This is a genomic window from Caballeronia sp. AZ7_KS35 (assembly GCF_023631045.1).
Taxonomy (GTDB): Bacteria; Pseudomonadota; Gammaproteobacteria; order Burkholderiales; family Burkholderiaceae; genus Caballeronia; species Caballeronia zhejiangensis.
In genome coordinates this window covers 160,599-179,139 of sequence record NZ_JALQDV010000038.1, presented here as the reverse complement: position 1 = coordinate 179,139, position 18,541 = coordinate 160,599, and the positions used below count along the sequence as shown (strand labels likewise).

General features: G+C 62.2%; 19 protein-coding genes. 8 read left to right on the top strand and 11 right to left on the bottom strand.

All coding sequences use genetic code 11. The annotated features are described in order from the left end of the window. The first annotated feature begins 38 nt into the window (after positions 1-38). Positions 39-1,616 carry a SulP family inorganic anion transporter gene (locus tag NCT05_RS23560; RefSeq protein ID WP_250503297.1) on the top strand — a complete coding sequence of 526 codons (1,578 nt, stop codon included), beginning with the start codon at positions 39-41 and terminating at the stop codon, positions 1,614-1,616. Between the two features lie 49 nt (positions 1,617-1,665). On the opposite strand, the gene NCT05_RS23555 is transcribed toward NCT05_RS23560, so the two are convergent. Continuing rightward, positions 1,666-2,331, bottom strand: coding sequence for an O-methyltransferase (locus tag NCT05_RS23555; protein ID WP_008348315.1), 666 nt, complete (start codon positions 2,329-2,331; stop codon positions 1,666-1,668). Between the two features lie 118 nt (positions 2,332-2,449). Beyond that, entirely contained in the window at positions 2,450-3,733 is a 1,284-nt protein-coding gene (locus tag NCT05_RS23550) for a LysR family transcriptional regulator (protein WP_175981069.1), read from the bottom strand. A gap of 144 nt (positions 3,734-3,877) precedes the next feature. Here NCT05_RS23550 and NCT05_RS23545 point away from each other — a divergent pair, with 144 nt between their 5' ends. Then, positions 3,878-4,378, top strand: a complete 501-nt coding sequence (locus NCT05_RS23545; RefSeq protein WP_250503296.1) for a universal stress protein — start codon at positions 3,878-3,880, stop codon at positions 4,376-4,378. A gap of 167 nt (positions 4,379-4,545) precedes the next feature. Next, positions 4,546-5,334 (top strand): L,D-transpeptidase, encoded by a 789-nt coding sequence (locus tag NCT05_RS23540; RefSeq protein ID WP_250503295.1) that lies wholly within the window; start codon positions 4,546-4,548, stop codon positions 5,332-5,334. 32 nt (positions 5,335-5,366) lie between these two features. Here the strand turns inward: NCT05_RS23540 and NCT05_RS23535 are convergent, their stop codons facing one another. The 3 genes from NCT05_RS23535 to NCT05_RS23525 all read right to left on the bottom strand — a co-directional run bounded on the left by NCT05_RS23535 (position 5,367) and on the right by NCT05_RS23525 (position 8,801). Then, on the bottom strand, positions 5,367-7,124 hold the full coding sequence (locus NCT05_RS23535) for an IlvD/Edd family dehydratase (RefSeq protein ID WP_250503294.1): 1,758 nt from the start codon (positions 7,122-7,124) through the stop codon (positions 5,367-5,369). Positions 7,125-7,201: 77 nt separating this feature from the next. Further along, complete coding sequence (locus NCT05_RS23530) at positions 7,202-8,032, bottom strand: siderophore-interacting protein (RefSeq protein ID WP_008348310.1); 831 nt, start codon at positions 8,030-8,032, stop codon at positions 7,202-7,204. Between the two features lie 13 nt (positions 8,033-8,045). After that, positions 8,046-8,801, bottom strand: coding sequence for a PadR family transcriptional regulator (locus NCT05_RS23525; protein ID WP_502800892.1), 756 nt, complete (start codon positions 8,799-8,801; stop codon positions 8,046-8,048). A gap of 121 nt (positions 8,802-8,922) precedes the next feature. Here NCT05_RS23525 and NCT05_RS23520 point away from each other — a divergent pair, with 121 nt between their 5' ends. The 3 genes from NCT05_RS23520 (at position 8,923) to NCT05_RS23510 (ending at position 11,012) form a co-directional block, all read left to right on the top strand. Beyond that, a complete protein-coding gene (locus NCT05_RS23520) occupies positions 8,923-9,504 on the top strand; it encodes a flavin reductase family protein (protein ID WP_008348308.1) in 582 nt (193 codons plus the stop codon). Between the two features lie 106 nt (positions 9,505-9,610). Next, positions 9,611-10,210: a LysE family translocator gene (locus tag NCT05_RS23515; protein ID WP_250503292.1), complete on the top strand. Its 600-nt coding sequence runs from the start codon at positions 9,611-9,613 to the stop codon at positions 10,208-10,210. A gap of 34 nt (positions 10,211-10,244) precedes the next feature. Next, a complete protein-coding gene (locus tag NCT05_RS23510; RefSeq protein WP_175981054.1) occupies positions 10,245-11,012 on the top strand; it encodes a class I SAM-dependent methyltransferase in 768 nt (255 codons plus the stop codon). On the opposite strand, the gene NCT05_RS23505 is transcribed toward NCT05_RS23510, so the two are convergent. From NCT05_RS23505 to NCT05_RS23485, 5 genes are all read right to left on the bottom strand, one after another. After that, a complete protein-coding gene (locus tag NCT05_RS23505) occupies positions 10,985-11,437 on the bottom strand; it encodes an ApeP family dehydratase (protein WP_008348304.1) in 453 nt (150 codons plus the stop codon). The genes NCT05_RS23510 and NCT05_RS23505 overlap by 28 nt on opposite strands. After that, positions 11,437-12,234 (bottom strand): beta-ketoacyl synthase chain length factor, encoded by a 798-nt coding sequence (locus tag NCT05_RS23500; protein ID WP_250503290.1) that lies wholly within the window; start codon positions 12,232-12,234, stop codon positions 11,437-11,439. Before NCT05_RS23500 ends, NCT05_RS23505 begins: the two co-directional genes overlap by 1 nt. Then, positions 12,231-13,436, bottom strand: a complete 1,206-nt coding sequence (locus NCT05_RS23495; RefSeq protein WP_033536216.1) for a beta-ketoacyl-[acyl-carrier-protein] synthase family protein — start codon at positions 13,434-13,436, stop codon at positions 12,231-12,233. The genes NCT05_RS23500 and NCT05_RS23495 overlap by 4 nt, the downstream gene beginning before the upstream one ends. Before the next feature lie 80 nt (positions 13,437-13,516). Then, complete coding sequence (locus NCT05_RS23490; RefSeq protein ID WP_250503288.1) at positions 13,517-14,239, bottom strand: class I SAM-dependent methyltransferase; 723 nt, start codon at positions 14,237-14,239, stop codon at positions 13,517-13,519. Positions 14,240-14,421: 182 nt separating this feature from the next. Further along, on the bottom strand, positions 14,422-14,790 hold the full coding sequence (locus NCT05_RS23485) for a hypothetical protein (protein ID WP_175981049.1): 369 nt from the start codon (positions 14,788-14,790) through the stop codon (positions 14,422-14,424). Between the two features lie 353 nt (positions 14,791-15,143). Here NCT05_RS23485 and NCT05_RS23480 point away from each other — a divergent pair, with 353 nt between their 5' ends. Both NCT05_RS23480 and NCT05_RS23475 read left to right on the top strand, forming a co-directional pair. Next, positions 15,144-16,415, top strand: coding sequence for an MFS transporter (locus NCT05_RS23480; protein WP_250503286.1), 1,272 nt, complete (start codon positions 15,144-15,146; stop codon positions 16,413-16,415). 46 nt (positions 16,416-16,461) lie between these two features. Next, on the top strand, positions 16,462-17,664 hold the full coding sequence (locus NCT05_RS23475) for a mandelate racemase/muconate lactonizing enzyme family protein (RefSeq protein ID WP_175981046.1): 1,203 nt from the start codon (positions 16,462-16,464) through the stop codon (positions 17,662-17,664). A 19-nt stretch (positions 17,665-17,683) separates the two neighbouring features. On the opposite strand, the gene NCT05_RS23470 is transcribed toward NCT05_RS23475, so the two are convergent. Next, positions 17,684-18,370, bottom strand: a complete 687-nt coding sequence (locus NCT05_RS23470; protein WP_160172879.1) for a GntR family transcriptional regulator — start codon at positions 18,368-18,370, stop codon at positions 17,684-17,686. Positions 18,371-18,541 lie beyond the last annotated feature (171 nt).

Genomic DNA, 18,541 nt, shown 5'->3' with positions numbered 1-18,541 from the left:
CGCGACATTCGCAGGACCCAACTCGTTCGAAAAAAACCATGAACTCGCATAACCGTCTAGCCACTTTTCCGCGAGACATGTTCGCGGGCACTGTCGTGTTTCTCGTCGCGATGCCCTTGTGTCTCGGCATCGCCAATGCATCCGGCGTGGAGCCGTTCGCCGGTCTGCTGTCGGGCATTATCGGCGGCCTCGTCGTCGCGTTGCTGAGTGGCTCGCAATTGAGCGTGAGCGGCCCTGCCGCGGGCTTGATCGTCATCGTCGTCGATGGCATCGCCGGGCTTGGCAGCTTCTCCGCGTTTCTGCTCGCGGTGCTGCTTTCAGGCGCGATTCAATTCGGCTTCGGCATGTTGAAAGCGGGGCGCTTCGCGGCCTATGTGCCTTCGTCGGTTATCAAAGGCATGCTCGCGGCTATTGGCCTATTGCTCGTCATCAAGCAGATTCCGCTTGCTGCGGGATTCGCGAATGCAGGCGCGACTGCAGCGAACGGTCCGGGCATGCTCGACACGCCCTTCGGTCCGATATCCGCAGCGGCGTGCATTGTCGCCGTAGTCTCGCTTGCGATGCTCGCAGGCTGGGAAACACGCTCGATGCGTCGCTTTGCGCTCGTGCGCGCCGTGCCCGCGCCGCTCGCAGTGGTCGCGTTCGGCATCGGTGCGACTCTGCTGCTCGATCTGTTCGCGCCTGGCTTCGCACCGCCCGCGCAACATCGCGTCGCGCTGCCGTCGCTGGAGTCGTTCACCGCGTTCACGAATGCGCTCGAATTGCCGAACTTCTCGCAGTTCGCGAACCCCGATGTGTGGCGGCTCGCATTCACGCTTGCTATCGTCGCAAGCCTCGAAACGCTGCTGAGCCTCGAAGCTGTCGAGCAACTCGATCCCAAGAAGCGCGCGGCGCATCCGGATCGCGAGCTGAAGGCGCAGGGCATCGGCAATATGATGGCAGGTGCGATTGGCGCGCTGCCGATAACTTCCGTCATCGTGCGCAGTTCGGCGAACGTGCATGCGGGCGCGCAGAGCCGATGGTCGTCGTTCATGCATGGCGCATTGCTACTCGTGAGCGTGTTCGCGCTGACGAGCGTCATCAACCTGATTCCGCTGGCCTGTCTCGCGGCGATCCTGATCTTCACGGGTCTCAAGCTCGCCAAGCCTTCGTTGTTCGCAGCGGTCGCGAAACAGGGCATCGAGCGCTTCGTGCCGTTCATCGCGACGATTGCCGGCGTGCTGTTGACCGATCTGCTGATGGGCATTCTGCTCGGCATTGCATGCAGTCTTCTGCTTGCCATGCGCGCGAACCTCAGCCGTCCCATTACGATTGCGCAGCACGACGATCACTATCTGGTGTCGTTCAGAAAAGACGTTTCATTTCTTGGCAAGGTCACGCTGAAACATCATCTGCGCACGATACCCGACGGCGCGACGGTGATCTTCGACGCTTCACGCGCGGACTATATCGACCCCGACGTGCGCGAGGAGATCGACAGGTTCGTGGCCGCGGCGGCTTCGCGCGACATGCATGTCGAATGCAGAAAGCTGCCGCATCCTCGCTCGCAAAGTGGTGCGCCCGCATTGCGAGGCAGATGGCTCGGCTTGCGCAGGCAGGAGATGTCGTCGGAGTAAGAGGAAGTCGAACGAGGCGTCTCGATGCACCAACCGTTGCGGGCGCCGTTCACGAGACGATCGAGATCGAGAATCCGTCCCACCCTTTGCTGCCGACCGTTTGAATCGCCGTGGACGTCACGTGGGTATCGGCTGCGAGCATGTCGAAGAACTTGCGCACGCCGATGACGTCGGGGTCGGCGCTGCCGACGTCCGCCACGCGGCCACTGCGGATCACGTTGTCCGCGACGATCACCGTGCCGGGCCGGCTCAGGCGCAACACGAGGCGCAAATAGGCGGGATAACTTTTCTTGTCGGCGTCGAGAAAGATGAAATCGAAAGGCGGAATGCCGTCGCGCACGAATGATTCGAGCGTATCCACAGCGTCGCCGACAATCACCGACGCAACGCCCGACAATCCGGCGCGTTCAATGTTCTTGCGCGCGACGGAAGCATGGTGCTCGACGGCTTCGAGCGTGATGAGCGTACCGTCCGCAGGCAGGGCACGCGCGAGCCAGATCGTGCTGTAGCCGCCGAGCGTGCCGAGTTCGAGAATGCGTCGCGCGCCGCGCAACTGCGCGAGCATCTGCAGCAGCTTGCCCTGGTTTGGCGCGACGTTGATCGCAGGCAGCCCTTCGTCCGCGCTGGATTTCAATGCGGCTTCGAGTGCGGCGTCCGGCGTTTGCGTTCGATCGCACAGGTATTCGTCCATCGCCAGCCATTGCTGTTCGTTCATGGCATCTCCTTGCCGTTGCGGTTATCGCGTTCTCTCGAACGATACAACACGAATGGAGCCCAGTACAAAACGCGTCTGCGCGATAAACAATTCAGATGACCTTGAAAGCAGTTCGCAATCAAGGTGACACATTTGCGCCGACTGTCTTGACGATACTGCGCGACTCGCGCCGCAACTCATGCCCGAGTTGATCGACGGTCAAGCGGATTGCGTCGATCAATGCACGCGCGGCCGGCGAGGGCGTGCCGCCTGCGCGCATCGTAAGCCCGATCTCGCGGCGCGTGGCTTGCAGCGGAATGTCCATTACGGTTAGCTGACCCGACTCGCATTCGTAGTGCAGTTGTTGTGCGGATACGGCAGCGAGCATGTCGGTATGCATCAGGAGCCCGCGAATGACCGCGAGATCGGCGGTCTCGACGGTCGGCATCGGCGGTTTCAGTTTCCATCGCTTGAACTGCGCTTCGAACATTCCGCGCGCGGGTGCCTGGCTACGCGGCAGAATCCATTGTGCAGCGATCAGGTCCTTGAGCGTCAGGGCACTTCGCGCTGCAAGCGGATGCCCGCGACGCGCGATCACGACGATATCTTCCGACATGAGGCGCTCATTGACGAGTCCGCTCGACGCATCGTTCTGACGCAACGCGCCGAGCACGAAATCGATATCGCCGGCACGCAGTCCCGCGACCAGCGTTTCATACGAGCTCTCATCCGTCACGACGCGCACGCCTGGATATTGCGCGGCAACGCGCGCGATCGCGCCAGGCAGGATCAACGTTCTGCCAAGCGGCAGCGCGCCGACCGTGACATAGCCTTGAATCGTGCCGCGCAGCGCCGCGAGATCATCAGGAATGTGGCGCAGTTCGTTCAGCGCGCGCCGCACATGCAGCACGAAAGTTTCGCCTTCGCTGGTGAGCAGCAACCCGCGCGGACTGCGATAAAACAGTTGCATGCCAGCGCCGGTCTCCATGATGCGGATCGCGCTGCTGACGGCCGGTTGACTGAGCCCCAACGTCTGCGCTGCGCTCGGCATATGCCGATGGCGCGCGAGTGCCGAGAACAACTGAAGCCGCCGTGTATTGAGCAGAAAGGCCGGGAGCGTGCCGCCTGTCGCGGTCCGACGCCGTGACTGGCGCGTGGCGCACCACTGCGCCAGTTCTTCGAGTTCGGCGAAGATGCGCTGGCAGCGCAACAGCACAGCGCGTCCCGCAGGCGTGGGCAACATGCCCGACGGACGACGCTCCAATAAAGTTTCCCCGACCGCCGCTTCGAGTTCCTGCAGCGAGCGTGTGACCGCCGATTGCGCGCGGAACAGCGCCGCTGCGGCGCGCGTGGCGCTGCCCGTTTGCGCGACGAGCCGAAATGCGCGCAGATACGCGAGATTGAGCAGTTCCCGATTGTCCATGTGAAGGTGCCCGATGGCATCAGTTTGATTTATCGCATCGTACAGGCTCGTGCGCTTCGCGCTCACTTTCCCCTAATTGTCGTCGCCGATCATGATGTCATGCATAGAGCGATGGATGTCATCGATTGATCGGAGGGTTGCGCCATGTATCGACATATCCTCGTCGCAGTGGGCGCGAGTTTCAGCGAAGCCGCTCTGTCGACCGCGATTGCGCGGGCGCGCGAAAACAACGCGCGTCTGACCGTGCTGCATGTGATCGAATCGTCGCCGTGGTGGGCGGGATGGCAGATGGAATGTCTATCGGACCTGCCCGCGCTCGTGAATCAGCTCGCGCTCTTGATTCGCGGCAGCAGCGAGAAGATGCTTCGGCGTGCGGGCATCGATGCGGACTGGCAAACGCGCACGTTGCCGCGAGACGGGCGCAGCGTCGGCCGCATCATCGCCGATGAAGCCAATCGCCTCGATGCGGATCTCGTCGTGCTCGGTGCAAGGAAGCGCGGCGTCTTCAGCTTCGGCATGGACCGTGTTCGTAACGTGGTGTGCCGCCATACGAATCGGGAGGTGCTGATCGCAACCGCATGCGTCGCTGATTCGGCGGACGTGATTGAGATTCGCGGCGCGGCGTTGCAAACGCATCACGCCTGATGCGCTTATGCGACGGTATCGGAAACCGCATCACCCACGCGTAGAGAAACGCGTGCTGCGATATGTCGCGGTACAACCAGAAGTGGCTGATCGACAACCCCTCGGAGAGCGTTGATAATCGCATCGCTTCAATTTTTGCGACGACTTCGTTTTAAGAGGGATAGGGAGTGCGTAGTTTCTGTTTGGGCCAGCGCCGTTGGAAATGGCTGGCTGTAGGTGTCGTGGCTGTGCTGGCGTTAGGCGCGCTAGCCGCAAGCGTCAATGTCATGCCTTCTGACGCGGCGGCAAATGTATCGATGGAAGCGGTCGCGTCGAGCCCGGTGCTCGCTTCGGATCCCTTGAAAGGGCTGTCTGTAGTCGATGCAATCGAGGTGATTCAGGCTCAGGCCAGTGCATCGTATGCTGCGAATCCAGCCATTGAACCTCACGATGGAAAGACGGCCGGCCCCGTCGTCCCGGATGGTTTCAGCTTCGATACGGCACCGACACCCGCATCCACGACGGTGCCTTCCATTTGCTCCAAAGCCAAGCACATCATTTGTGTCGATAAGACGACTTTCACCGCAACGGTTTATAAAAATGGCATAGCGCAGTGGTCGTATTATGTGCGTCCCGGCGATGCCCGCGGTGCGCGATATGCCACAGGCGAAGGTCGCGGACGCATAGCTTTCAAGAGCCGCCATCACATTTCAAAGGCCTATGGAACGCCCATGCCCTATGCGATGTTCATTGCATGGGACAGGGATCAAGACAAGCACTCCGGTCAGGCCTTCCACCTCTCATACGATTTTCAGAACCAAGGATATGAGGGCGCCAGCCATGGCTGCATGGGAGTAGGATCAGAGGCAGTCATGCAGCGACTGTGGGAGACAAGTCCTGTGGGCACGCAAGTGTATGTCTATCGCAGTTCCAAAGATCCTTCGGAAGCCGTGGCTGACGGATCGAGTCCCGGTTGAAAAAAAGGCCACGCTCAAGTGGCCTTTCGAGCCTATCGGCGCGGTATCACCCCGCGGGTCTGCGTAGCTCGAAGAAAGTCGAAGTCGACGCCTTTGTCCGCCTGGGTGACGGTGTCATAGAACAGCTTGCGATAACCGCGATCCGCAGTGGGAATCGTGACCGGCGACCCTTTAGCGCGCGCTGCGAGTTCTTCATCGCTGATGAGCAGACTGATCTCGCGTTTCGATACGCTCAGGCGAATGCGGTCGCCCGTTCGAACATGCGCGAGCGGACCGCCCACCGCCGCTTCAGGCGTCACGTGCAACACGATGGTGCCGAACGCAGTACCGCTCATGCGTCCATCCGAGATGCGGACGATATCCTTGACGCCCTTTACCGCGAGCTTGCGCGGGATAGGGATATAACCCGCTTCGGGCATGCCCGGCGCACCCTTCGGCCCGATGTTCTTAAGCACGAGGATATCGTCGGGCGTGACATCGAGATCATCCGAATCGATGCGGGCCGCGAGATCGGCGCCGTTCTCGAACACGACCGCGCGCCCTTCGTGTTCCATCAACTTCGCATTCGCCGCCGATTGCTTGATGATCGCGCCGCCCGGCGCGAGATTGCCGTCCAGCACCGCGATGCCGCCTTGCGGATAGATCGGCTTGTCGAAGGGGCGCACGACATTCTGCGCGAAAGCGGGGCCCGCAGCATCGATCTCTTCGCCGAGCGTGCGGCCCGTCACCGTCAGCGCGTTCAGGTTCAATAGCGGCTTCAATTCGCGCAACAGCGTAGCCATGCCGCCGGCCTTGTGAAAGTCCTCCATGTAATGCGATCCGGACGGCTTCAGATCGACGAGCACGGGAGTCTCGCGTCCCATGCGATCGAGCGCTTGCAGATCGATGTCATAACCCATGCGTCCCGCGATCGCCGTGAGATGCACGATGCCGTTGGTCGAGCCGCCTATCGCGAGCAGCACGCGCATTGCGTTCTCGAATGCTTCAGCCGTGAGGATCCTGTCGATGGTGAGATTCTCGCGCGCCATCTGCACGGCCTGCGTGCCAGTGAGCTCGGCAACGCGCATACGATCCGACGTCACCGCAGGCGGCGAGGCGCCGCCTGGCACGGTCATGCCGAGCGCTTCGGCGATGCACGCCATCGTGCTCGCCGTGCCCATCACGGAACATGTCCCCACGCTCGCGACGAGTCGATTGTTCACCGCTGCGATTTCCGCTTCGTCGATCTCCTCCGCGCGAAAGCGGCCCCAATAGCGCCGGCAATCGGTGCATGCGCCGACGCGCTCGCCGCGATGGGCTCCTGTAAGCATCGAGCCGGTGATGAGTTGAATCGCGGGAACGCCCGCCGATGCCGCGCCCATCAACTGCGCGGGCACGGTCTTGTCGCATCCGCCGATCAGCACGACCGCGTCCATCGGTTGCGCGCGGATCATCTCTTCGGTGTCGATCGACATCAGATTGCGCAGATACATGCTCGTCGGTTGCGAGAACGATTCGGCGATCGATATGGTCGGGAAATCCATCGGCAAGCCGCCCGCGAGCATCACGCCGCGTTTGACGGCTTCGATGAGTTGCGGCGCATTGCCATGGCACGGGTTATACGCGCTGCCCGTATCGACGATGCCGATGACGGGCCGATCGAGCGCACTATCGGTATAACCCGCGCCCTTGATAAACGCCTTGCGCAGAAAAAGCGAGAAGCCATTGTCGCCATAGCTCGTCAGCGATTTGCGCAGGCCGCTCGGTTGCGCGGGTTCGTCATCGGACTTTTTCTTGAACGTGTCGGTCATGGTCGCCCTGCCGTGTGATAAGCGTTGAACGTCTCCGTGCCTCGATTATCACCGGTTTATCGTCGGGCGATCACGAATCAACCGTCGATCGTTTCGTGCACGCCTTGTTCGCCGCGTTTCCAGTAAGCCGAAGCGCGAATGCGTTTCTTGTCGATGCCGCGTTCGTCGCATAGCAGCTTGCGCACTTCGCGCATGAGCGTGGCTTCGCCCGCCGCCCACACATAGCCTTCGCCATCGGGCACATAGGTTTCGCGAAGGGCGAGCAGCAACGCGCCGCCGGGATGTGAGCTTTCGTTGCGATAACGCCATTGCGCGTACAGATCGGCGCGCGTGTCGAATTCGATACGCGCGGAAGGATCGGCCACTTCGATGAGCGTCGCGACGCGCGTGCCTTCGGGCAGTTCTTCGAGACGACGCGCGATGGCGGGCAGCGCGGTTTCATCGCCGATCATCAGATGCCAGTCGAAGTTAGTTGGGATGACGAACGAACCGCGCGGTCCACCGATACCGAGATGCTGACCGGGCGCGGCCTGCGCGGCCCAGGCCGTTGCTGGACCGGCTTCGTGGAGTGCAAATTCGATATCGAGCTCGCGCGCATCACGGTCGAAACGACGCGGCGTGAAATCGCGCGCAATCGGACGCGGTTTGGCCGGATCGAACTCGGGACCGTTCGGACCCGCTTGCGGCAGCGCGGGCAGGGTCTCGCCCGGCGCGGGGAAAAACAGCTTGACGTGATCGTCGAACGATGCGCTGACGAAATCGTCGAGCGAGTCACCCGTGAAGGTCACGCGCACGAAGTGCGGATTGAGCGCCTGGACGCGCGTGACTTTCAGCAGCCGAAACTTGAGCGCGTGGCGCACACGCGTGACTTCGAGATCGGGCCGGTCTTGCAGGATGGAATCGGTCATCGTCTTTGGCTCCTTACGCCTGCTTCGGCGCCGGGTTTTGTTCGATTTCGGCCGTCGCGCGCGCGAGGATCGCGGCGATGCGGCGTTGTTCTTCCTGCGATGCGTCGGTGCGCAAGAGCAGCGCCTTCTTCAGCGCGCGGCGAGCGGCGATCAGCTCGGGCGCCCAGCCGTTGTCGGCGGCGGCGTCGTCGACTTCTTCGCCCATGTACGCGCGGCGCACGAGATCCATCTTGCGGGCGAAATGCGTGAGCTTCGCGAGCATGATGTCCACGCGTTCGCGATTGGATGCGAGGTATTCGCGGCCCGCGTCGGAAAGGGCATAGCGCTTGCGGTTGCCTTCCAGCTCGACGGTCGTATAACCGAGCTCTTCGAGATAGGTGAGCGCCGGATAGACCATGCCGGGACTCGGCGCGTAGAAACCGTTAGAGCGGTCTTCGAGCGCCTTGATGAGTTCATAACCATGACGCGGTGCTTCGGCGAGCATTGCGAGCAGCAACAGTTGCAAGTCGTCCGACGAGAACTTGCGGCCGCGCGGCATGCCGTCTTCGCCGCCGAACCCGCCCATGCCACCGGGGCCGCCGCCGAAGCGACCGCCGCCGCCATGGCGATGACGGCCGATCATTCCCCAACGTTCGAAAGCGAATCGTTCGTGCCACTCTGGGGCGTCGAACGCAGAACCATCAAAGCCGAATGCGCGGAAACCGCCGTCACGCGCACGTTGAAAGCAGCGGGATTTCATAGGGAACACTCCAGATATGTCGTAAAACATATCTAAAGATATATATCGTAAGAGTGTCTGTCAAGAAGATCTTCTTAGGATCGATCGGCGGACGCGCGCATTTTGAACGCCGCATACAATGGCCCGCACTGTCTTTTGCACACATAAAACCATGAGCCATTTCCGTCCCGTCAAGCTGGAGCACGCCAGCCGCCTTATCAACCACGGTCCGACCGTTCTCGTCACCAGCGCGCACGGCGCGCGCCGCAACGTGATGGCCGCCGCCTGGTCGATGCCGGTGGAGTTCACGCCGCCGCGCATCGCCGTCGTGATCGACAAGCGCACCTACACGCGCGAGCTCGCCGCCGCGAGCGGCACGTTCGGCATCGTCGTGCCGGGTGCGGCGATGATCGATCTCACGTACGCCGTCGGCTCGACGAGCGGGCGCGAGATCGACAAGTTCGAGGCCTTCGGAATCGACATCGTGGAAGGGCCGGTGCTCGGTCTGCCGCTCATCGAAACGAATTGCGCGGCTTGGCTCGAATGCAGGCTGATCGACGAGAAGCACACGGAAGACGCCTACGACACCTGTTTTGCCGAAGTCGTCGCAGCCGCTGCCGATTCGCGCGTGTTCGTCGACGGCCACTGGATCATCGACGAATCGAATCAGCCGCTACACACGATTCACCATCTCGGCGCGGGGAAGTTCGTGCGCGCGTCGTCGATGGAGCAGGCGAAGCCGCTTGCGCGCTGACGCCGTCGATGCGCCCCTGGACACGGCTAGCAAACCTTGCCGCGCGGCAGAAACGGCATCGAATTATGGTATTAAGCACGTTGCATCCAATATTCAAAACCGTTCCATGCATTCGAGCTCCCAGGCCGCGCTCCTTTTGCTCGGCATCGTCATCATCCTGATCACGCCCGGACCGACCAACACACTGCTCGCGACCGCGGGCTTGCGTCGCGGCGTCAGGCGCGCCACGCCGCTCATGGCCGCCGAGCTCGCCGGCTACCTCATCGCAATTTCCGTCTGGGGCTATCTCGTCACGCACGCGGCCGGCTTTCTCACTTGGCTCCCGACATTTCTGCGCGTCGCGTGCAGCGTCTACATCGCCTATCTCGCCGTCCTGATGTGGCGCACTGCCGTCTCCCTGCCGACGTCCGCGCAAAAGACGGTCGGCATGCGCACCCTCTTCGTCACCACATTGCTCAATCCAAAGGCGATGCTCTTCGCGAGCGCGATCTTTCCGGCCAGCGCCTTCGGCAATGCCGTCGTTTATCTTCAGACGATGTCGATCTTCGCCGCCGCGCTGATTCCGATCGGCTTTCTGTGGATCACCTTCGGCGCGGCGCTCGGCACCGGGCGTCTCGCGTGGCTGAGTCCCGAGCGCGTTCAGCGCGGGGCATCGATCGTGCTGGCCACGTTCTCCATCGCGCTTGCGTGGACGACGCTCCACTGAAGCGATAAAACGAACAGCGAAATCTGGAGACTGAATGACCTCTCATCGGCGCGATCCCCTCGACAAGAAAGCCCCGCACGAGCCGCTCACCTCCTACTACGCCGACGAATCGAAAAGGCGCGTCTGGCTGCGCGGCATCTTCGACCGCACCGCATCCGACTACGACGCGATCGAACGCGTGATGGCGCTCGGTTCCGGTTCGTGGTATCGAAATCGCGCGCTGCGATCGGCGGGACTCGCGCGCGGCATGCGCGTGCTCGATGTCGGCATGGGAACGGGGCTCGTCACGAGGGAAGCCGTCGCGATCACCGGCGATCCGGCGCTCGTGACCGGCGTCGATCCGAGTCCGGGCATGGTCGGCGAGGCGCATCTGCCGATCGGCGTGCAAACGCGCATCGGCACGGCGGAAGATCTGCCGTGCGAGAACGCCGCCTACGATTTTCTGAGCATGGGCTTCGCGCTGCGTCATGTAAGCGATCTTTCGAAGGCCTTCGACGAATACTTCCGCGTGCTCGCGCCCGGCGGACGGCTCTGCGTGCTGGAAATCACGCGGCCCGGGCATGGTATCGGCATCGCTGCACTGAAGTTCTATATGCGCGGCGTCGTGCCGACGATCGCGCGCATCGTCGGCAAGAAAGGGGAAAGCGTCGAGTTGATGCGCTATTACTGGGACACGATCGAGGCCTGCGTGCCGCCCGCCGATGTGATCGCCGCGATCGAGCGCGCCGGTTTCATCGACGTGCGCCGCGACGTCGAGCTCGGCATCTTTTCCGCTTATTGCGCGACGAAACCGGCGCGCTGAGCGGCGTCGAGAATCACCGCAGCGCGGCCGCTCAGCAGCAGCCGGCCTGCGCAGTGAACGGTGAAGCGGTAGAGCACGGTGTTGTCGTCGCCGCCCATGCGTTGGGCTTCGATATCGAGCGGGGCGTCGAGCGTGTCGAGCCGGTCGATGTGCGTTTCCACGCCACGCACGCTGGTCAGCATCCCGACGCGCGGTCTCGCTTCGTTCGATGCGACGAGCGCGCCATGCGCCGCCATCGCCTGCGCCGCGTATTCGATGCCGCATACCGACGCGAGACGTCCCTTCGAGCGCAAAGGATTATCCGGCGAAACATGACTCGTCGCGGTGCAGCGGATGCGCTTTGCATCCCACGCGACGACGCCATCCAGCAGACACATGGAGCCGCTATGCGGAATGCGCGCGGCGATCCAGTCGCGGCCGAACATCATGACGGCTCGACGCTCACGGCGAGCTGCGTGCCGTCGAGATAATCCAGCACGACGTTCGCCGCCCGCCGATGCGCCAGCGCGTCGAGCAACGGCAGCGCGCGCGCGGCGGGATTCGACAGGCGCAGCGCTTCGAGACCGGCATCGGCGAAAGCGGAAGCGTCCTCGTCCGACAGATGCGCTTCGATGCGCCCGAGCGTCCGCTCGCTCTCATGCGGCGCGAGCACCAGCGCGACGCCGAACGCATCGACGATGGGACGCACTTGGCGCAACGGCTCGGGATAGTCCGTGTCGTAGGCGACGAGCAGCGTCGCGGCGCCATCGACGCTCACTTGCGCGAGGCTTTCCAGCAAGCCGGCCGCGAAGCTGCCGTCGTACGCGCACAGCACATTCGACGCGGCCATTGCGCGCGTCGCGATGCTCCAGTAGCCCGCGGGCGCGTTGTGGACCGAGTTGTGGAAGCGCGTCGGCGAGAGCTGCGGTTCGGCGCTCGCGAGGGTTTCGCAGATCGCGTGGAAATTCCCGCCATCGCCGCCGGATGCCGCGAACACGGCAGCGAGCGTCGCGGCGTCGCGGCCGCTCTGCGCGACCGCTTCGTGCGCGGCAGCGAGCGCCGCGCGCACGACCGGCCCGGTGCGGCGGCGTTCGGCCGGCGGCAGACCGGCGGGCGCGGGCAGCACGGTTTGAGCGGCGTCGCGAACGGCGCGCTGCGTCAGCACGTCGGCGGCATGGGGCCAGCCGGCCAGGCCCGGACCAATCACGCCGATGCCTTCGATAAATGCACGCAATGGAGTCATGCCGATGCCGCTCCCTTGCGTCCGAACACGAGACTGCAGTTCGTCCCGCCGAAGCCGAACGAGTTCGACAGCACAGCCCGCAACGGCGCGGCGCGCGTCGTCAGCACGTAGTCGAGGCCGAGCGCCGGGTCCGGCTCGGTGGTATTGGCGCCTGCGGGAATCATCTGGTGCTGCAGCGTCAACGCGGCGATCACCGCTTCGAGCGCGCCGGCCGCGCCGAGCGTATGCCCCGTCGCGCCCTTGGTCGAGCTGCACGGCACGCGCGCGAACAGGCTCGTAAGAGCGCGGCTTTCGGCGGCGTCGTTGCTGGGCGTCGCCGTGCCATGCAGATTCACGTAGCCGATGTCGCTCGCATCGAGACCGGCGCTCGCGAGCGCCTGTTCCATCGCGATCCGCGCGCCGAGTCCCTCCGGATGCGGCGACGACATGTGATACGCATCGCTCGATTCGCCGATGCCGAGCAGGCGGATCGCGTCGTCATCGGCGGGATCGGCCAAATCGCGTTCGAGCAGCGCGAACGCCGCCGCCTCCCCGATCGAAATGCCGTCGCGCTTCACGTCGAACGGCTTGCACGGACCCGGCGCGAGCAGTTCCAGCGAATTGAAACCGTAGAGCGTCGTGAGACAGAGCGTATCGACGCCGCCGACGATGGCCACATCGATCACGCCGCTTTCGAGCATGCGCCGCGCCGACCCAAACACCTTCGCGCCCGACGAACACGCCGACGACACCGACGCCGCCGGCCCGCGCAGCCCGAAATAGGCGCGCACGAAAGCGGCGAGCGAATAGGGGTTGTGCGTGTTGGCGTAATTGAAATCGGCGGGCAGCGCGCCCGTCCGGGTGTCGCGACGCCGGTAGGCGAGTTCGGTTTCGAGGATGCCCGCCGTGCTCGTGCCCATGAACACGCCGACGCGCTCCAAGCCGTAACGCGCGATCGCTTCGCGGACGCGGTCGTCGAAGCCGTCCTGCGTCATCGCGAGTTGCGCGAGCCGGTTGTTGCGGCAGTCGAACGCGGCGAGATCCGCGGGCACCGGCGCATCCTCGATGCCCGCGACGCGGCCCGTATAAGTGGCAAGCGCGGCGCCCTCGAAGTCGCACGGCGCGAGTCCGCTGCGTGCGTCCGAGAGCGCGGCGAGCGTCGCGTCGAGCCCGCGGCCCGCGCAACTCGTCGCGGTGAAATGCGTAAGCAGAAGAGGATTCACTACGGGCTCGTTTCCCTTGAGTCGGGAGCGTTCGAAAACGATGAATTGTAACAAACGAGGCCTTTGGACGATGCCGCCAATCAGCCGACGGGACGCGCAATCAACAGACGATTGGCGTCGTGCGCGCCGTGGCCCATCTGACGGATGGAGACCGCGAATCGCAGATCGCCGAGCAGCGCGAGCCATTGCGCCTCGCTGCGGACCGTCAGACCGTTCGCGCGCCCCGAACGCGCGATCTGCATGCCGAAATCGATGGCGCGATCGAGGCGCGCGTGCCAGCCCGCGGCGGCATCGCTGACGCGCAGCAGGAGCACGCCGTTCGCCGCGAGGCCGGCGCGCGCGCGGCGGAGGATCGACACCTGCGCGTCGGCATCGACGTAATGGAGCATATCGCAGGCGACGACGACATCGGCATCGGGAAACGGCGCCGCGCGAATGTCGTCGCACACGAATCGGATGCGCGCCTCGTGCGCCTGCAACGCGATGCGCGCCCAGGCGACGTCGCGCGGCGTCAGATCGATGCCGTGAATCGAGCGCGGCACGGGCGGCGCGGGCCAGCGCGCGGGCCACGCACGCTGGGCGTGTTCGCGATGCCACGCGTGCGCGCCGACGAGGCACGCGGCGAGCAAGCCCTGGCCGCTGCCGAGATCCAGGATGCGCGCGCCATCCGGAATCAGGCCGTGCGCGAGGATATGGGCGAAGAACGGATCGCGACGCAGCTTGGCCGATGCGAAGTGCCACGCGAACCGGCCCGCCGCGCGGTAGGGGCGGCTGGCGGTTTCGATGAGCGCGGCGGGCAGCATTCGGGCGAGGGTGAGTTCACGTATGCAACGGCCCCTGACGGGTCAGCCCTCGACTATAGATTCAATCTTTCGAAAGCGCCGGAGATCGTTGAACATGTTCGAGTCTGAACACGTTGTTTTTTTCCGCATCGCGACGAAGCACATCCGCGCGCGGATCGATCGTTGCGCGAAGATTTCGGCCCTCACAGACCGTCTGCGCTCGCGGGATTCTCGAAGTGATCGACGCAAAAGAACCTGACGTTTATTCCGTTTCGCGACGCGTCAAGTGCAAGTTGCACGCGGTTTTCGACGGTCCTGCTAACCGCGGTCGTTGCTTGCTCGACTGCCGCGTCTATATCCGCTTGCGCGGCCCGTTTTTGCGTGGCCAGCATCCTGAGCGAGCTCCGCAGATGCAAGAGATCCGCCTCGGCTCTTGCGAGATATCCGTGACTTTGATGCAAGCGTTCAATGATGCTGTCGAGCTCAGGCGTCGCTTCAAGTATGGCGACGGCTTTTGCGTCGAGCAAAGACCACAGCCTCGCTTCGGCGACGGCATCCGGATTCTGAACCACGTTGCCTCGAGTGCGAAGGGGCACTGGAAATCGTGATGCTTCTTGCGCTGGCACCTTTCATTCTCCTGTTTCGGTTTTGGCTTCGAAAAATTCGCTGACTGAAGGTCTTCGCTCAAATAGGACGTTGTCTATCGATCGTTCTTGGATGTTTAGAATTGCGAAGATTTAATAAAGCGAAGCGTGACACGCTACGGCACACAAATTGGTGTCTCATACATCAGATACTTCGGGTTGACGGAGAAAACGCTGCTGGATACCGTGTTGTCAATATTAAATAGGTATGTTGACCATTCGATATTCGGGAGGCATTTTTGGAGCGTCAGGAATTTGGGCCGCAGGTCATTCGAACGGTGATGTGGAAGATCGTGCCGTTCGCGTTCATTCTTTACTTCTTCAACTATCTCGACCGGGTGAATGTCGGTTTTGCGGCCCTGCAAATGAATCGGGAGTTGGACATTTCCCCGACCCAGTTCGGCACGATCGCATCGATGTTTTTTGCGTCGTATCTGCTGTGCCAGATTCCGGCCAACTTCGCGCTTCAGCGCCTGGGCGCGCGCCGCTGGATCAGCTTCATCGTCATAGTGTGGGGCGCGGTTACAGCACTGACATTCTTTGCCCAGACTGCGACCCACGTCGCGATCGCGCGCCTGCTGCTCGGCGTGTTCGAAGCGGGTTTCTTCCCCGGCATGATCTTCTATCTCGCCTGCTGGTTCCCTGCTCGCGAGCGAGCCAAGGTCACGTCGCTTTTCATGATGGCGATTGCCTTTTCCTCGGTCGTCGCGGGGCCGATGTCCGGCTGGATCGTCGAGCACGTCCACATGGCCGGGTATGGCGGCTGGCGCTGGCTATTCGCGATCGAAGGCGTGCCGACCATTCTGCTGGGCGGTCTGGCTTTCTTCATTCTGGTCGACGCGCCTGCGGATGCCAAATGGCTGAACAAGGATCAAAGAGCGTGGCTCGTAGCGGAGTTGCAGCGGGAAAGAAGCGCGCAGGGCGCCGACGAACAGCCGACGCTGAAGATGGTGTTGGGCAATTCGACGATCTGGAAACTGGCGCTCTCATACATGCTGATTCAAGCGGCCTCGCAAGCATCGAATTACTGGCTTCCGGGGCAGGTGAAGGGATTCGCGGCGTCCCTGACCGATACGCAAACCGGGCTCATCATGGCGCTGCCGTATGTCTGCGCGATGATATCGATGCCGCTTTGGGGCGCGCACTCCGACCGCACGGGCGAGCGCAAATGGCACGCCGCGCTACCGATGCTGCTTGCGGGTGTCGGCTTCTTCGTCATCGCGAGCGTTCCGTCCATGTCGCTTCGCATGGCTGGCATGGCGTTGTTTGGCGTTGGCATTCTGAGCTTCTACGGCCCGTATTGGGCCATTCCCCCTGCAATGCTGTCCCCGGCCGGTCTCGCGTTGAGCATCGCTTTTATCAACTCGTGCTCCAGTCTCGGCGGCTTTCTCGCGAACCAGGCGCTCGGACATGTCTCTCAGGCTTACGGATCATATGGCGTGTTCATGGTCGAGGCGGCTTTGTGCGTCGCCGCGTTCTGTGTGCTGGTCACGATGAGCATTCCTCGCCAGACACCGAAGGTCGGTCCGTCGGCGCAAACCGCGAACGCTTGACATCGTCGCATCGGGCTCCATCGAAGTCTCTCTGGAATATTGATAAATGAAAATAACGAACGTCGAAATATTCGATTGTGAAGTCAGCCGAACCGATCCGCGCATGGCGCGCTTCAATCCGGTCCTTATCCGTATCAATACCGATGAAGGAATCAGCGGCATCGGCGAAGTCGGCCTGGCCTATGGTGCGGGCGCAAAGGCGGGCGTCGGCATCGTGCGCGACCTGGCCCCGCGCATCATCGGCAAAGATCCGATGAAGGTCGAAGCCATCTGGGAAAACCTGTTCCGCGCAACGTTTTGGGGCATGGGCGGCGGAAACGTCTTCTACGCGGGCATGAGCGCGATCGATATCGCTCTGTGGGACATTCGCGGCAAAGCCCTGCGCGCGCCGGTCTATCAGTTGCTCGGCGGCAAGACAAACGAGCGGTTGCGCGCCTATGCCAGTCAACTTCAGTTCGGTTGGAGCGACACGCATCAAATGCTCACACGCCCCGAGCAGTACGCCGACGCAGCACGCAAAGCCGTCTCGCAGGGTTATACGGCGATCAAGGTCGACCCGTTGCAAGTCGACCGCAACGGCGGCCCGCCGCTCGATTGGGAAGTCAACCAGAACTACTTCGGGCTGTTACGAGCGGACCAGTTGCGCATGGGTGAGGAACGGATCGCGGCCATGCGCGAAGCTGTCGGGCCGGACGTCGACATCATCATCGAAGCGCATGCGCTGCTTGGGGTCAACGCAGCAATCCAGTTCGCGCGGACTGTCGAGCCGTACAACATCCTGTTCTATGAAGAGCCGGTTCATCCGCTCAACATGGACAACATGGCGATGGTCGCGCGCAATACGTCAATCCCGATCGCAACCGGCGAACGCTGCTATACGCGTTGGGGTTATCGCGATCTGTTCGAAAAACAGGCCGTGGCCGTGATACAGCCGGACATTTGCCTTTGCGGCGGACTGACGGAGGCGAAGAAAATCTGTGACTATGCAAACCTGTACGACGCGACGATGCAGGCGCATATCTGCGGCGGGCCGGTCTCGACTGCGGCAGCGCTCCACCTCGAAGCCGCGGTACCGAACTTCATCATTCACGAGCATCACACGCACAGCCTGAAGGATTGCGTGCGCGAGTTGTGCATTCACGACTATCAACCCGAGCGCGGCGACTTCTCAGTCCCGGATTTGCCGGGGCTTGGGCAAGAACTGAACGATGACGTCGTGAAGCGGTATCACGCCTTCACGATCGAATAAGCGCACCACGCGCCCAGCGTTACTGCATTCGCGCGATGTCTGTCAACAGACGTCGCGTGCGCTCCGTGAAGCCACAGTTGACGTGTTCTGCAAGAATGATGCAGGCTCCGTCGACATCGTTTTCGACCAGCGCGCGGGTGACTGCACGATGCTCGTCAATCGATTTATTGATGTACTCGCGCGAGAACGTCAGGCGATTGCGCATCGCCAATACCTTCGTGCTTATCGTCGAGTAGCAATCGATCAGATAAGGGTTGTCCGAATGCCTGACGAGAATCTGATGAAACTCATGATCGAGCGCGCGATACGTTGCCAACTCGAACGTTGCGTGCAAGGCGCGTGCAGCGTCGAGGTTCCGGTTCAGTTCTTCCATGAGGCGGGCAGCGTTCTCGCGCATGGCGGAGCGAATGGCGGCCTGTTCGAGCGTAATGCGTAGCGTACTGATGTCGCAGATGTTCTTGTCCGTCAGCGAGAACACATACGTTCCCGACCGCGCTTTTATCTCGACGAGGCCGGCAATGCTCAATCGAAGGAGCGCTTCACGGACGGGCGTTTTGCTCAAGCCAAAAAGGTCGGACAGCCTGGATTCCGTGACTTGTTCCCCAAACTCCAGTTCTCCATTGACGATCAACTGTCGTAGCCGCTCCTCGGTGATCTCCGCCAGTGACTTCGGTGCATCAAAAGCAATTCGTTCAAGCCCTCTCACAGTCACCCCTTATCTTCGTCATCCGACATATTGTTTACGGAAAAAGACACATCGCTTCGGATCCAAGCATACTTTGCGACTGTGGCTTTTCTCTTCCGGAAGATTCTTATTTGCAATCCGAAATAATAGTGTGCGCGGAGTGAATGGGGTGCTCACCAGAATCGAGCGGAG